This window comes from Adlercreutzia sp. CNCM I-6216, assembly GCF_977113345.1.
The window spans coordinates 55,875-71,060 of the sequence record NZ_CDSBIE010000008.1; the positions used below are offsets into that span (position 1 = coordinate 55,875).

Below are 15,186 nucleotides of genomic sequence, written 5' to 3' on the forward strand. Positions count from 1 at the left end.
GGCGCCAGCGGGCCAGCCCCCAACGCCGCCCTGCCGAAACCGACACCGTATGGCCAGCCATTCTTGCGAAGCGCCATATTCCGTGTCGTTTCATTGACCTTTGGGATTATACTTTACCGTGATGGAGTGACACTCCGTATCTTATGCAGACGAGCAGTTTTACGGCGAAAGGACGGAATATGCCGCGCTATGCAGAGATGTCCAAGGCGGAATTGGAGGCCGAGCTCGCCGAGGTGCGCGCCCGCTACGGCGAGATGGCGGCCCGGGGCCTCAAGCTGAACATGGCCCGCGGCAAGCCCTCGGCCGCACAGCTGGAGCTGTCCCTGCCTATGCTGGACGTGCTGGACTCCGAAGCCGACCTTGCCGCCGAGGACGGCACCGACTGCCGCAACTACGGCGTGCTCGACGGCATCCCCGAGGCGAAGCGGCTCATGGCGGCGCTTCTGGACGATGAGCCAGAGAACGTCATCGTGCTCGGCAATGCGAGCCTCACGGCCATGTACGACGCCATGGTGCGCTACCTGGTGTTCGGGGCCCTGGGAAGTACGCCCTGGGGGCGCTTGCCCGAGGTGAAATGGCTCTGCCCCGTCCCCGGCTACGACCGTCACTTCTCTATTTGCGAAGATCTCGGCATCGAGATGATTCCCGTCCCCCTTTGCGAGGACGGCCCCGATATGGAAGAAGTGGAGCGCCTCGTCGTCGCCGACGACGCAATCAAGGGCATCTGGTGCGTGCCGAAGTACTCGAACCCCTCCGGCATCACCTACTCCGATGAGACGGTGCGCCGCCTCGCCGCCATGGAGTGCGCCGCCGACGATTTCCGCATCTTCTGGGACAACGCCTACGCCGTGCACCATTTCTCCGGCGATCCAGCCGAGCAGGACATCGTGCTCGATATCGCCGAAGCCTGCCGCGAGGCGGGCAACCCCGATCGCTATCTGAAGTTCGGCTCCACGTCGAAGATCACCTTCCCCGGCGCGGGCGTGGCCGCTTTGGCCGCAAGCCCCGCCAACATAGCCGAGATCAAGCGGCACTTGGGCGTTCAGGCCATCGGCCACGACAAGCTCAACCAGTTGCGTCACGCCCGCTTCCTGGAAGAGGGCGCGCGCCTGCCCGAGCATATGGCCGCTCACGGCGCGCTCATGGGCCCGAAGTTCGAGCTCGTCGAAAAGAAACTGGCCGAGGAGCTTGCCGAGGCCGGCATCGCCACATGGACCAATCCGCGCGGCGGCTACTTCGTGAGCTTCGAGGGGCCCGCTGGCACGGCGCGCCGCATCGTGGAGCTGGCGAAGAACGCTGGTGTTACCATGACGGATGCCGGCGCCACCTGGCCCTACGGCGACGATCCGGCCGATTCCAACATCCGTATCGCACCCTCGCTGCCGCCCTTGGAAGAGCTTGACGCCGCCATGGATGTCTTCACCTGCTGCGTGAAACTGGCCGCCCTGGAACAGCTCGTCGAGGAATAAGGCTTTCGGCCCCGAACGGGCTCGCGATGCGGCTCTCTGGCGGGGGCGCGCCCCGCGCGCAGGTTGCGCAGCGAACGGAACAGGACTAAATGTCCTGTTCCGCCGAGCGAGCCATTGCTTGAGCACGGGGTGTGCCCCCGCCAGAGAGCTGCATCGTCCCGCCGTAAGGAAAAGTTACGCCCTCCTTACGCTTTCGTCAGCATTTGCTATGGGAAGCGTAATGGAGGGCTTTCCTATCATTTCTCCTGAACGCAGACGAGCCGAGTTCAGGAGATGAGTTCAATGGAGAATATCGATGCCCCCGACGTGCTGCCGGTGATCCTCGGCGGAGACATCGGCGCCTACAGCCTCGCCCGGGCCTTCCACGAGGCTTACGGCATCGTGCCCTTGGTGTTTTCCCAGGCCGACTGCCACATGTGCGGCGACTCCTCCATCCTTGTGAACCGCGTGGTGCCGCATTTGGAACGGCCGGCGGTGCTCCTCTCCACCTTGGCCAACACTGCCGAGTGCTTCAGCGACCGCCCGCTGCTTCTGCTCGGCTGCGGCGATTGGTACGTGCGGCTCATCGTTGAGAACCGTGCCGTGCTGGAGAAGTCCTTCATCATCCCCTACATTGGCGAAGATCTGCTGAACCGGCTCACCGAGAAGGATCGCTTCTACGAACTGTGCGCGGAAGTCGGCGTGCCCGCGCCGCGCACCGTGGTGTTCGATGCCCGCACGGGCGGCGACGACCCGGCCGCCCTCGCGCTTCCCTTCTCCTTCCCCGTGGTGGCCAAGCCCGCTTCCTCGGCGGCCTACCACTACGCCGATTTCCCCGGGAAGCAGAAGGTGTTCTTCCTGCGCGACGCGACGGAGCTTCGGGCGACGCTTGCGGCCGTGCAGAGCAGCCGCTACGAGGGGAAGTTCCTCATCCAGGAGATGATCCCCGGCGACGACACGAGCATGCGCATCCTCACTACCTACTCTGACCAGAACGGAAAGGTGCGCTTCGCCTCTTTCGGACAGACGCTTTTGGAAGATATGCGGCCCATGGGCGTGGGCAACCCGCTCGCCATCGTGAGCCGCACCGACGAGACGATCGTGGCCGAGGCCGCGCGCTTTCTGGAGGCCGTGAGCTACACCGGGTTCGCGAACTTCGACATCAAGGTGGACCCGCGCGACGACAGCCATCGCTTCCTCGAGATAAACACGCGTCTGGGCCGCAGCAACTACTATGTGACCGCCGCCGGCGACAACGTGGCCCGCTGGCTCATGGACGACCTCGTGTTGGGCCGACCCCTGCCCGAAGGGCTCACGATAGCCCGGGGCGAGTCGCTCTACACCGTGGCGCCCAAGGCCATCCTGCTCGACTACATCCGCGACGACGCCCTACGTCGGGAGGTGCGGGGGCTGTACGCGCTGGGCCGCGATGCCGACCCGCTGGACTACCCGGCCGAGAAGAGCCTGCGTCGGCGCCTGTATCCGCTCGTTTTCGCGTTCCGCCAATGGAAGACCTGCCGGGCCGCCATGGCAGATAAGCGGGCCCGGGAGAAAGCAGTGGAAGATTTGGAAGGTGCCGGGGCCATAGTCGATCGCCGTACGAAGGGGACTGTCTCCGGCAAAGACGACGAGTGCGTTGCCTGCGTCTCGCCGGAGCTCCCGTTGGCAGACAGGCTGGCGGCCCGCGCGAAAGCAGCATCATGAGCGGGCGCTTGGTAGGCGTGCTCGGAGGCACCGGACCTGCGGCCACGGCCTACTTCCTGCAGCGGCTCGTCGAGCGCACCGAGGCCCGCTGCGACCAGGACCACGTGCGCACCCTTGCCTTCAACGACACGGCCATCCCCGATCGCACGGCATTTCTGCTGGGGCGAAGCGACCGCTCTCCCCTCGCGGCACTTATCGAGGACGGTCAGCTTCTGGAAGCCTGCGGCTGCGATCTTCTGGCACTGCCCTGCAACACGGCCCACGGCTTCTTCGACGAACTGCAGGGCGCCTTGGGCATCCCCGTCGTCCACATGGTGCGCGAGACTGCCGCCGCCGCATCCGCTGTGGGCTTGGCGCGCATCGGCGTGCTGGCCACAAGCGGCACCGTGGCCGCCGATCTGTACGGGCACGAGGCCGCACGACTCGGCGTGGACTGTCTTTACCCGGATAGCGCCACGCAAGCGCGGGCGAACCGCATCATCTTTGACGAAGTGAAGGCGGGGCGATTCGTAGAGCCGGCGGCTCTCGAGGCGCTGGCGGCCCCGCTGCGCGCAGCGGGCTGCGACGGCGTCGTGCTCGGCTGCACCGAGCTGTCCTTGGCTTTCGGCGGCGTGACGCGGGCGGCAGGACTTCACGTGGTAGACGCCCTGGACGTACTAGCCGACTGCGTCATCATGCGTGCCGGGCGGCCGCCGAAAACCTCGAAAAACTTGTCACTTCGAAACTAGCCTTTTGACCTGAGATTTCCTTCGATATCACCAGGTCAGAAGCTTGGCAAGTTTTCCACGTTTTTCGGCACGAGCTTTCAGGAAGGATCCCTTATGTGCGGCTTTGTCGGCTTTATCGACGAGAACGACCAGACTTACGACCACCGCGCCACCATCGTCGCTATGGCCAATGCCATCGCCCATCGCGGGCCCGATTCGGAAGGGTATTTCAGCGACGGCCGCGCCGCCTTGGGCTTCCGGCGCCTGGCCATCATCGATCTGGCCGGTGCGAACCAGCCCCTCTATAACGAGAATCGCTCGCTCGTGCTCGTCTTCAACGGCGAAATCTACAACTACCAGGAACTACGCCGGCAGCTGATCGCCGCAGGTCACACCTTCTCCACCCAGGGCGATGCGGAAGTGATGCTCCACGGGTTCGAGCAGTGGGGAGAAGGGGTGCTCGACCGCTTGCGCGGCATGTTCGCGTTCGCTCTGTATCGCCCAGCCACAGGAGAGCTTTTCTGCGCGCGCGACGCCTTCGGCATCAAGCCCCTCTACTATGCCGTGGAAGGCGAGCGCATCCTGTTCGGCTCCGAGATCAAGGGGCTGATCACGCATCCGCGTGCGCACCGGAGCCTGAACGAGCGGCGACTCGCCCATTGGCTGTGCATGGAGTACCTGCCCGACGAGGAGACCCTGTTCGAAGGCGTCCGCAAGTTGCCCGCCGGCCATTGGCTGCGATGGCGCGACGGCCGCGCCGAATGCGGCCGATGGTTCGCCCCGCGCTTCGTCCCCGATGCGAGCCGCAGTCTGGAGGAGAGCGCCGAGGCCATCGAGGCTACCTTGCGGGAGTCGGTGGCGGCCCATGCCATCGCCGACGTAGATGTGGGCTGTTTCCTCTCGGCCGGGGTGGATTCCAGCCTCGTGGCCCGGGAGGCCGCCCGCATCATGGAGGCGCGCACGTTCACCATCGGCTGGGGCGAGGGGCGCTTTTCGGAATTGGAGGCCGCTGCAACCTTCGCCCGGGCCACCGGGTTGCCGAACGAGGGGTGCATTCTCGGCGCCGAGCAGTTCTTCGCCTCGGTGCCCGCCGTGCAGTACGCCATGGACGAGCCTCTGCCGAACCCCTCGGCGGTGCCGCTGTACCACCTGTGCGCCATGGCCGCCGAGTCGGTGAAGGTGGTGCTGTCGGGCGAAGGGGCCGACGAGCTGTTCGGCGGCTACCCCTACTACCAGGAGTGCCTCGCCTTTGCGCCTTACATGGCCGTGCCCGTACCCGTGCGCCGGGCCGCGAGCGCCGCCGCGCGGCATCTGCCCGAGGGCACCCACGGGCGGCGCTTCCTTTTGCGCGGGGCCCATGGGCTACCCGAGCGCTATATCCGATTGGAGTACAATTTCGCCTGGGCCGAAGCGCTGGGGCTCTTGGCGCCGGAGGTGGGCGCCCGATGCGCGGCGGCCCCGGCACCCTGGGAGCTCACAGCGCCCCTGTTCGCGGAAATCGTAGGCAGCGGGAAAGCGTGTGGGGATGCGCCCGACGAGGTCACGGCCATGCAGACCGCCGACATTCTCACCTGGCTTCAGCAGGACATCCTCCTGAAGGCGGACAAGATGTCCATGGCGTCGTCGCTGGAGCTGCGCGTTCCCTTCCTCGACCGCGAGGTGTTCGCCCTGGCGAGCACGCTTCCCGCCGCCCAGCGCGTCGGCCGCCACGAGACGAAGATCGCCCTGCGCGCCGCCGCGGCCCGCATGCTGCCGCAAGCCACGGCCGCCATGCCCAAGCAGGGCTTCATCACCCCGCTCGCCCAGTGGCTGAGGGAAGAGCCGTGGAACGCCCAGGTCCGCGAGGTGCTGAGCAGCGAGCGCGCCCGTCGCCTCTTCCACACCGAACGTTTGAATGCCCTGCTCGACGAGCACCAGCGCAGCGCTTGCTCCCACATGAAGAAGATCTGGTCAGCCTACTGCTTCCTCATCTGGCACGAGCAGTACTTCGGCTGAATGCCTCCCACGCTTCAAGGGCGGACCAAGGTCCGCCCCTACGGATAGAAGGCTCGCGCAACGCAGAACAACCTATCACAACACCCCGTAGGGGCAGACCTTGGTCTGCCCTCCCGACCGCGGGAGACAGCCGGTTTCGAACGTTCTATTTTCCGCTCTTCAGACTGTCCGGAGCGCGGTCGAGGCCGGCGTCGGCGAAGCCCTCGGAATAGGCGCTCGGAATGACCACCGTGCCGCCGGAGTTCTTCACCGACTCGTACAGCAGGTGCATGGTACGCAGCCGCACCGCCAACTCGTTCTCGTCGTACACATTGGCGGCGTCCACCAGCATCGAGGAGATGTCCTTCTCAACCTCGGCCAACACCATGCGGGCGTTCTTCTCGCGCTCGGCCTGGGCCTCGGCGGACATGGTCTCCTGCAGCTCCTGCGGGATAACGATGTCGCGAATCTCCACGGACATGACGGTGATGCCCCACACGCTCGTGCGCTCTTCGATGACCTCCTGCAGCTCCTGGTCGAGCTGGTTGCGGCGGATAGCCACCTCCGACACGCTCGCTCGTCCGATGGCATCGCGCAGGGCCGTCTGGGCCGCCAGCGACACGGAGTTGTAGTAGTTCTCCACCTCCAGGCACGCCTTCTTCGCGTCCCACACCATCCAGAACAGCACGGCGTCCACATTGATGGGCACAAGATCGCTCGTCAAGGTCTCCTCGGCGCCGAAGCCGGTGACCATGATGCGCTGATCGGCCTTGAGCGCCGTCTGTTCAATGAAGGGAATGGTGAAATACAACCCAGGCCCCGCCATGCGGTCGAACTTGCCGAAGCGGAAGATGACCACCTTCTCCCACTGCATGGCGATGTGCACGCACATGGTGGCAGCCCAGGCCACTACCAGCGCGCCCAAAAGCCACCAGACGTTGAATTCCCCCATCAGCGCGAACCCGCCCACGAACACGCAGGAGAACACCACCACAGCGATGAAGGCCGAGAAAATAAGCGGCCCGTTTTGGGAGGTGCGACGGTCGACGTTAGAATTGTATTTCTCGATGCCGGCGGCGCGACGGGTGCGGCCCTCGCGCTCGGTCTTCGCAGTGCGGTTTAGCATGGAACTCTCCCCTCTTCGAGGATCAGGACTTTTCGTCCTTCAAACGGTGGGCCACGTCCATCATGCGCAGGGTGACCTCGTCTATGGTCATTCCCAGGGCCAGACAGCGCCGGATGCAGCCCTCGATCTCGGTGTCGGCGATGGAACGCACGTCATCGGCCTTCCCGCCGATGTCGCGCACGAACACGCCCCGGCCGCGCACGGACTCGACGTAGCCGTCGCTTTCCAAATTGACGTACACCTTGCTCACGGTGTTGTAGTTGATGGCGGCCTCGGCGGCCAGGGTGCGCACGCTGGGCAGCTGGTCGCCCGGCTGGTAGTGGCCCGTCTTGATGAGATACACGAACCGGTTGCGCAGCTGCACCCAAACGGGTAGTCCGCTTGATTCGTCTATCTCGAACAGGGCCATGGGCTCTCCTGTGCCTTCCTGCTTGCGCGCCCATCGGGCGCGTCGGTTTCACATCGGCTCGCATTGTATCACCCGAGCCAGTGACTTCCGGCCAGCACCAGGCAGAACCGTAGAATCAGTCCTCCGAAGAGGCAGAGCACCTCGGATGCGGCCACGGGCGCGACACGGCCCGTGAAGGGGCGCAGCGTTTCAGCGGCGAAGGGAACGATGATGCCGCCCAGTACGAACCCCGCGAAGAACCAGGGGGCTTGGCCATCGGGCGAAACAAGCTGCGCGAGGCCCGGACCGGCGAATGGGTTTATCGCGGCCAGGGCGAGAAAGACGACAAGCGCCAGAAACTCGAGTCCCAGGACCACCAGATGCGCCCGGTGCAAGCCGCCTATCCAGCCGGACAAAAGTGCCCAATCGCGCACAAAAGGCGCCGCGAGAAGCACTGCAGCCATTCCCGAAGAGAGCGACGAGAGCGCGAACAAAGCCGGGAGCGCCCCATTGCTCCAAAGGGGCACGGCTTCCATCCACGCCAGGTACAGGCCGGTATATACCATCAGCACCGTCGCCAGCACCGCACAAAGCGCTTCCAACCCCTTGCGCGCCCATGAGGGCGCAGGCCAGCCGAGAGCATGAACCGCTGCCAAGCAGCCTGAGGCGAGCAGTGCCGCCAACAGCACGAACGAGCCCGCCGACAGCAGCGATGCCGTCGGGCGCAGGAACAACAGGAAGAAGCGGTGGGGGCTACCAAGATCAAGAAGCAGGCAGAATGCCGAAAGAGCCAGAAGCCCGAAACTAGCGAGGTAAAGCTTCCCCGCCAGATCCCAGAAGGCGCGGCTCTGCTGGAAGGTGCGCGTTTCCGTGCGATGGAACAGCAGCGACCATACAGCCGTCACGAACAGCGCGGCAGCCCCGCATCCGCCTAGAAACAGGTACAGCACCACGAACGTCCCCAACATACGCGCCTCCCCTCAAAGGCACCGACGCTACTTCCTCCGCTTGAACGCGCTGGCCTTTCCGTCGAAGCGAATGCCGAAACGCTCGGCATAACAGGCAATCAGGCCGAAAACGAACGCTCCGACACCACGGTAGTAATCGGTGCGCGCGTATTTCTCGACAGCATAGCGCCACGGAGCCAGCCAGGGAAGGACATGCTCGGTCAGGAACGCGTCCTGCTCGTCAGCGAGTGCAGCGCCCTGCTGCATATCGCCGGCCTCGACGGCCTCGCGCTCCTCGGCCATCAGGCGCGAGAGAAAGCCCAGCATGAGGCCTAGATGGTCATCAGGCTCGCGGTGCAGTCGCTCAATCTCAAGGCCATGGCGGCGATAGGCCTCGCGCACGGCGATGACGTTCTTACCGAACATATGGCTGTTGGGCTCCACGTAGAACGACTCTAAGCACGACGCCTCGGGCGTGCCCAGGCCGACAAACAGGCGCAGCCATTCGCGGCGCAATTCAGCCACGGCTTCGGCGAATGCGGGGCTTTCCACGAGACGCGCGGCCGCTTCGTCGGCGCTTGCCTCCTCGGGCACCTCGGATGCGTTCAGGGCGACTGCACACCACCCGTCAAGAAGATGCAGGCCCTGCCGCTCATCGTCGTTACCTTCGCCAAAGGGAGCGCTCGCGAACTGACGGCTTGCGACCTGCTCGGCCACCGGCGCGATCTCCGGCTCAAGGTACAGCAACTGCGAGGCGACAGCAAAGCAGACCTCGGCCGCAGCCAGCGTATCGGAATCAAAAGGAGTGTTCATGGGGCACCTCGGAAAAAAGAAAGGGCGGGGCACCGGGCAAATCGGGAGGGAGGGGGGTGAATCTGTCCGGTGCCCGCCTTAACGTGGGATTATACAGGGTTGGAAAGCATTCTTCTCGGTATTGGAAAGGTTCATGAAAGGGGCACAGATCCTGCCGCAACGGTTACTGCTTCGCGCAGCGATCTGCGCCCCTCGCAGTCCTCTCGCACCGAGCGAGTATCTTCCCGGAAACCGCTACAGCTCTTCCTCGAGATTGACCACTGAGCCAGTGCCCGATCCCGACTTCTGAGCGTCGCGATGAGGCGTCAGGATCAGGTTGGGGCCCGTGGTGTCGGCAGGCAGCGGCTCCACCTCAACATCTCCCTCGCCGTACTTCTCGATCATCTCCTCGCGAGTGCCGAAGTCCAGCGCGCGCATGGGACAGCCGGTTACGCAGATAGGCTTGCCGCCCGCGGCCACTTCGCCGCGGCACATGTCGCATTTCAACATGTAGCCCTCTTCCTCGCCGTAGGTCGGCGCGCCATAGGGGCAAGCGGTCTCGCAGGTCTTGCAGCCGATGCACACGTCGTGATCGGTCCAAACGATGCCGGTCTCCTCGTCCTTCTGCATGGCACCGGTGGGGCAGTTCGCCACGCAGGCCGGGCTCGAGCAGTGGTTGCAGGCCAGAGACACAAAATAACCGAACACACCGTCGGGTACATAGTGGCCAGCTTCAGTGGGTTTCCATGAGCCACCTTGGTAGTTGTACACCTTGCGGTAGAGGTTGCTCACTGGCAACTTATACGTTTCCTTGCATGCAACCTGGCACGTCTTACAACCAGTGCACTTGCCACCATCCAAATGAAATGCGTATTGAGTCATGATGCGCCCCCTATTCCTCAATGCCTACAGGCATAACTATAGGCATGTCCTTGTCGGGCTTAAGTGTCAGCGGCCCATCGTATTTCTCCACCTGCACGAGCGTGCCCGTCCACGACTGGGAGGCTTGCCCCGACGCCTTCGGCGCCTGAAGAATATTCGGATCGCCACCCAAATCGATGCCCGTCTCCTCGTCGATGCGAATCCAGGCGCCGTCCTGCAGCGCCACGGCACCGGGCACAATGGTGGGCAGCACCTTGGCCGGGCGCAGCACTTTGCCGTAGGGGCTCGTCATCAACACTGTGTCCCCACTCTTGATGCCCCGGGCCTCGGCATCCACGGTACTCATGAAGCACTCTTGGGGGAATGCCTCGCGCAGCGAGACAACGTTGTCGTTCACCGTATGGGAGCGACGCAGGGAGTGCGGCGTCCACAGCAGCAGCGGATAGGCGTCGGTCTGAGTACCAGCACCCTGCTCGGGGTCGCCGATCTGCCACTTCGCGATGGGCGGAATGGCGGAATAGCCCAGCGAACTTACAACTGCCGAGAGCGTCGCGCTGTAAATCTCGAACTTGCCCGATGCCGTGGCAGCGGGATTGGCTACCGGATCAGCGATGAATGCCTCGAACGGCCGATAGGTGAGCGCGTCCCCCTTGGATCGCTGGGTCTTATAGCAGCCCTTTTCCTTGAACTCGGCGATGGTGATGCTGCCTTGTTGCGGTTCGCCCTCCACGCCCAGGGCGTTAATGTCTTCCTGGGTGATGGTGAACAGCGGCTCGTATGCTGCCGTTGCCTGGTCGGTCATCTTGATGGCGCCGGCGAAGGAATAGTAGGTGCGCTCGGCGTCGGTCATGGTGTTTACGGCCTTCGGATCGAGGCCGAGGCGGCTCGCCAGCTCTTCGGCGATCTCGGTCTCAGGGCGCGCCTCGTACAGCGGCTCCATAATGCGGTCGGCCCAGTACACCGTCTCGGCATTCACGCTCCAGGCTATGTTGCCCTTCTCCCACCACGTTGCCACGGGCAGCACAATGTCGCAGTATTGGCGCGAGGCATCGAAGAAGGGCGCGGCGCCCCACACGAAATCGACTTTGCGGAAGACCTTGATGCCGGCATTCGCGTTGGGCAGCGAGTTCAGACTGTTCTCGTAGCCGCCCGTGTAGATGACGTGGATGTCAAGGGGCTTCTTGCCGCCGGGCCAGGTGTCGCGTCCGTAGGCCCCGTCGAGAATGGACTGCCAGCACTCGGTGTAATCCACCTTTTCCCAGGAGTCTTTGTCGGTAATTTCAGCCCAATTGGGCACAAGCACGATGACCGGGGGAGCCAGCGGGTTGACAGGGTTCTTGCCGGCACCGTTGGAGGCATCCCCCGCGAAGCAGTAGGGTGTAGTGGAATAGCCGTGCTCGTGCATACCGAGCCATCCCACATAGTTGCCCGGGGTTCCCACGCCGTGCATGAAGGCCAAGGTGTAGAAAGCCTGACCGAACATCTCGCCAGCGGGAATCTTGGTGGTGGACTGACCAGCGAAGAAATCGACCTTCTCGGTTTTAGCGATCTCCTCGGCGAGACGGCGCGTAGTGGCCGCAGGTACACCGCAGATAGCCTCGGCCCATTCCGGCGTCTTCGGCTCACCGTCGTAGGTGCCCAGCAGGTAGTCCTTGAAGTTCTCCTTGGGGTCCGCCCCCTCGGGCATATGCTCGGCATCGAACCCCACGCAGTAGGTGTCCAGAAACTCCTGGTTTTGCAGGTTGTTCTCCACCTGGTGGTACATCATACCGAGGCAGAACGCCGTATCGGTACCGGGCAGAATGGGCACCCACTCATCGGCGATGGCGGCAGCCGTCTGGTTGAGCCACGGGTCGATGATGACAAGCCTGCCGCCCTGTTCCTTGGCGTAATTCAGTTGAAGCGATGTGTTGCCGGCCTTGTTCGCCGCCCAGTTGTTGCCGAAATGGAAGTGCAGCTGGCTTTCGGCGAGGCTCAAGGCATCAGGAGCCTCGAAGATGCTGCCAGTCATGAACAGCTCCACACAGGGCCACGAGCCCAGCGACACCGTGCCCAAGTCATGATGTACCGCGCCACCCTTGGCGTTCAGCAGGCACACAATGGGATCGAAGTATTCCTCGCCGATATCACTATAGGCGGCAGCGAGGATCGATTTCGGGCCCCAATTATCGTAGGCCTTCTGCATCTCCGCGGCAATATAGTCGAGCGCTTCGTCCCAACTGATGCGCTCCCACTCATCACGACCGCGCATCTCGCCATTGGGGGCGTCGGGGCTCCAACCCTTGCGCTTCATGGGATACTTGATGCGCGCCGGGGAGGTCATGTTGCTGATCTGGGCGCGGCCGCGCGGGCAGGCTCGGCGCTGGGGAACCTCAATGGAGTCTTCCTCCTCGTCGGTACGGATACGCAGTGGAACGCCGTCCTCCACGTACACCCGCAGAAGGCAGCGCGAGTGCTCGCAGCTGCAGTTGTTCATGCAGGCCCCCGTGAGCCACTGCCCGTTGCCCTTCTCGCCGGGATAACCGAAATCCTGGGTTGTGCCGCCCGTCTCCGAAAGCTCCTCTTCCTTTGCGGGAGCGCAGGAGGTAAGCCCTGCCAGCGCCGTGGCGCCCGCAGTGGCAGTGCCCCACTTGACGAAGCTGCGTCGAGTCAGTTCATTACTCATACATGACCCTCCTCTTCCGATCGCAGGGAAAGCTCCCTCGGCAAGGTCGTTTCCCCTCTTTTCTCCAGTACGACCCATGCATAGGTGCAACCGTCCTAAACTTGTATGACGGTTACAGCGCCCATACTATCATGCAAATCTAGGACAGTCAACTACTATTGATGCCCAATATTGCAAGTAATTACTCTCTCTTTCGCATCTTCTCTCTGCTGTAATAGTGTCCTATTGGTGTATTCTAGATTTCCAAGCGTATTTCTCAAGACTAAGACCGCTCAAACAATTCTCGTTGCCGGATAATTCCTCCTGTGGTACCTTATCGAGCAGAGGGAGATAGTCGTTGCAATCGGTCTATCTGAATTGAAGGAGTCATCATGCGATTTATCGTAGCCCTCGTTGTGTCCTTTGCCCTTGTCTGGGCCTGTGCGAAACCCTTGAAGAAGCACCCCGTCCCGTTCTATGTCTGCGCTGTGGCGCTCGTGGCCCTGTACTTCTGGGGCGTGTCCGCCGGCGTGCGCGGCGAGGCCTGGTCCTACTTCCAGCCGCTCATGCAGCGCTGCGCTTTGGCCTTCCTGTTGTTCACCGTGGTCATGTTCGTGGGCGTGCTCGGCGAGGGGAACCCGCTGCGCACCCACCTCATGCCCATCCGCCGGCAGCTGTCCATCCTCGCCTGCATCTTCGCCTGCGGGCACATCGCCTTCTACGGCGCCTCCTACCTGCCGCGCCTGGCGAGCGCCTTCTCCGGCAACTTGGCCTTCTCCCTGGGGCTCGCGGCGCTCATCACCGCGCTCATGGTGGTGCTGTGGGTCACCTCGGCCCAGCGCGTGAAGCACGCCATGAAGGCGGCCAGCTGGAAGCGCGTGCAGCGGCTCGCCTATCCCTTCTACGTGCTCACCTACGTGCATCTGGCGCTGCTGCTCATGCCCAGTGCTGTGGCCGGCAACGAGGTGGCCGTGCTTTCCATCGCCGTGTACTCGGTTGTCATGGGCGCCTATGTGGTCCTGCGCCTGCGCAAGGCCGCTGCCGACCGTCTGGCCGAACCAGCCGCCGCAGCCTCCGACCTCGACCTGGAAGCCGCCCCGGCGTAAACGCTTCAGAACGTCGTGGGCCTTCTAAAACGTCGGAGGAGCCAGATGCATGGAGCCGAAGGTGCCACTTGTTTGCTCGGCAATGCAGAACGCCATGTAAAGAGGCAGATACCATATGGGCTTACCCTCGCGCTCACGCCGCTCCACATTCGCCGAGGAGAGCACGCAGGCCTCCCCTATCTCGAAGTCGTGCGTGCCCAACAAATTGTTGAGAGCCGTATGCAGCTTGTAGTCCTTCCCCGACTTGACCTCAATGGGCACAAGAGCGCCGTCGTTGCGCTGCGCGATGAAATCCACCTCGCCCTTTCGGCTGCTGCAGAAATAGAACAGATCGGGGTTCTCGTTACTGAGCGCCTGGGCGACGGCATTTTCGTAGACCGAGCCGAAGTTCACCGAGGGTGCGTCGGCGATGACATCCAGCATTGTCTGGGGCGCGTACTGCGATAGCAAGAGCCCCGTGTCGGCCTCGTAAAGCTTGAACTTGTTCTCTTGGGCCGTTCGCCTAAGCGGGCGTTTCGGTTCGCTCACTTGATAAGTCGGCAGCACAACCGCCGCATCGATGAGCCACGCGAAATCGTTGGCGTAGCGATCGTACACGGCCCCGCTTTTCAAAGCGTCCATGCGAAAGCGCTTGTTCACCTTATCGAGTTGCGAGGGGACGGCATCGAATACCCGCCGAATCTGCGGTGCGCGACCTTGGGCATATTTCGCGATATCGAACCGATACTGCTCCACGATCTGCGAAGCAACAGCGCGCACCGCCATCATGTCGTAGGAGGAGTCGAGATACGCACTCACCGCCTCAGGCATTCCACCAATAGCTACAAAGTACCTGAACAAGCCGGAAAGCCTCTCGTGAAGTCCTGCATCCAGCCCCTTTCGAGCATCAAACGCCTCTCTGATGTCGTCGATGATCGCCTGTGGCACGTTTTGCGACCAGCAGAACTCCTCGAAATCGAGAGGGAACATGCGCTCGATCTGCACATAGCCTACCGGGAAAGAGCGAAAGCCCTTCATTTCGGTACCCAGCATCGATCCGGAGATCACCACCCGATGACGGCCATCCTCGACGAGGAACTTCACAGCGGTAATAAGATCGGGTGCCTCCTGTATCTCATCGAGAAAGACAAGCGTCTCTCCAGGAATTACAGGCATGCCGCAAATCAGAGAGAGACGCGAGACGAAGTCTTCCGCATCCTGTGCTTCCGAAAGAACCCGAATGGCCTTCTCGTCCTCCAGAAAGTTCACTTCGGCAAGATGAGCGAAGTGTTCGCGAGCAAATTCTCTCACGATATAAGTTTTTCCCGTCTGTCGCGCTCCCACGAGCAGAAAGGCCTTCTTTGCCTTGCTTTCGTTCCAGCGTTCAAGTACCTGAAGCATTTTACGTCGAATTGCAGCCATGGAAAACACCGCTTTCATCAGGTAACTGTTTCCAACACAGAAAGAATACCACGTTCTATGTAGCTAA

General features: G+C 62.7%; 12 protein-coding genes. 5 read left to right on the plus strand and 7 right to left on the minus strand.

The annotated features are described in order from the left end of the window. Positions 1-179: 179 nt before the first annotated feature. From ACYVRU_RS08595 to asnB, 4 genes are all read left to right on the plus strand, one after another. Positions 180-1,469, plus strand: coding sequence for an aminotransferase class I/II-fold pyridoxal phosphate-dependent enzyme (locus tag ACYVRU_RS08595; protein ID WP_157012239.1), 1,290 nt, complete (start codon positions 180-182; stop codon positions 1,467-1,469). A 282-nt stretch (positions 1,470-1,751) separates the two neighbouring features. Next, positions 1,752-3,152 (plus strand): carboxylate--amine ligase, encoded by a 1,401-nt coding sequence (locus tag ACYVRU_RS08600; protein ID WP_461186023.1) that lies wholly within the window; start codon positions 1,752-1,754, stop codon positions 3,150-3,152. Then, positions 3,149-3,880 (plus strand): cysteate racemase, encoded by a 732-nt coding sequence (gene cuyB, locus ACYVRU_RS08605; RefSeq protein ID WP_288220831.1) that lies wholly within the window; start codon positions 3,149-3,151, stop codon positions 3,878-3,880. The genes ACYVRU_RS08600 and cuyB overlap by 4 nt, the downstream gene beginning before the upstream one ends. A gap of 93 nt (positions 3,881-3,973) precedes the next feature. Then, entirely contained in the window at positions 3,974-5,854 is a 1,881-nt protein-coding gene (gene asnB, locus ACYVRU_RS08610) for an asparagine synthase (glutamine-hydrolyzing) (protein ID WP_173112392.1), read from the plus strand. A 145-nt stretch (positions 5,855-5,999) separates the two neighbouring features. Here asnB and ACYVRU_RS08615 read toward each other — a convergent pair whose 3' ends face one another. From ACYVRU_RS08615 to ACYVRU_RS08640, 6 genes are all read right to left on the minus strand, one after another. Next, entirely contained in the window at positions 6,000-6,959 is a 960-nt protein-coding gene (locus tag ACYVRU_RS08615; protein ID WP_461186024.1) for a slipin family protein, read from the minus strand. A 22-nt stretch (positions 6,960-6,981) separates the two neighbouring features. After that, complete coding sequence (locus tag ACYVRU_RS08620) at positions 6,982-7,368, minus strand: GntR family transcriptional regulator (RefSeq protein WP_157012244.1); 387 nt, start codon at positions 7,366-7,368, stop codon at positions 6,982-6,984. A 68-nt stretch (positions 7,369-7,436) separates the two neighbouring features. Beyond that, a complete protein-coding gene (gene nrfD, locus ACYVRU_RS08625) occupies positions 7,437-8,315 on the minus strand; it encodes an NrfD/PsrC family molybdoenzyme membrane anchor subunit (RefSeq protein WP_157012245.1) in 879 nt (292 codons plus the stop codon). A 27-nt stretch (positions 8,316-8,342) separates the two neighbouring features. After that, on the minus strand, positions 8,343-9,107 hold the full coding sequence (locus tag ACYVRU_RS08630; protein ID WP_157012246.1) for a TorD/DmsD family molecular chaperone: 765 nt from the start codon (positions 9,105-9,107) through the stop codon (positions 8,343-8,345). A gap of 234 nt (positions 9,108-9,341) precedes the next feature. Then, positions 9,342-9,968 carry a 4Fe-4S dicluster domain-containing protein gene (locus ACYVRU_RS08635; protein ID WP_157012248.1) on the minus strand — a complete coding sequence of 209 codons (627 nt, stop codon included), beginning with the start codon at positions 9,966-9,968 and terminating at the stop codon, positions 9,342-9,344. A 10-nt stretch (positions 9,969-9,978) separates the two neighbouring features. Next, a complete protein-coding gene (locus ACYVRU_RS08640; protein WP_157012250.1) occupies positions 9,979-12,633 on the minus strand; it encodes a molybdopterin-dependent oxidoreductase in 2,655 nt (884 codons plus the stop codon). A 371-nt stretch (positions 12,634-13,004) separates the two neighbouring features. On the opposite strand from ACYVRU_RS08640, the gene ACYVRU_RS08645 reads away from it, so the two are divergent. Further along, positions 13,005-13,718 carry a ferric reductase-like transmembrane domain-containing protein gene (locus ACYVRU_RS08645; RefSeq protein ID WP_157012252.1) on the plus strand — a complete coding sequence of 238 codons (714 nt, stop codon included), beginning with the start codon at positions 13,005-13,007 and terminating at the stop codon, positions 13,716-13,718. A gap of 24 nt (positions 13,719-13,742) precedes the next feature. On the opposite strand, the gene ACYVRU_RS08650 is transcribed toward ACYVRU_RS08645, so the two are convergent. After that, entirely contained in the window at positions 13,743-15,137 is a 1,395-nt protein-coding gene (locus ACYVRU_RS08650) for an ATP-binding protein (protein ID WP_157012254.1), read from the minus strand. Positions 15,138-15,186: the final 49 nt, after the last annotated feature.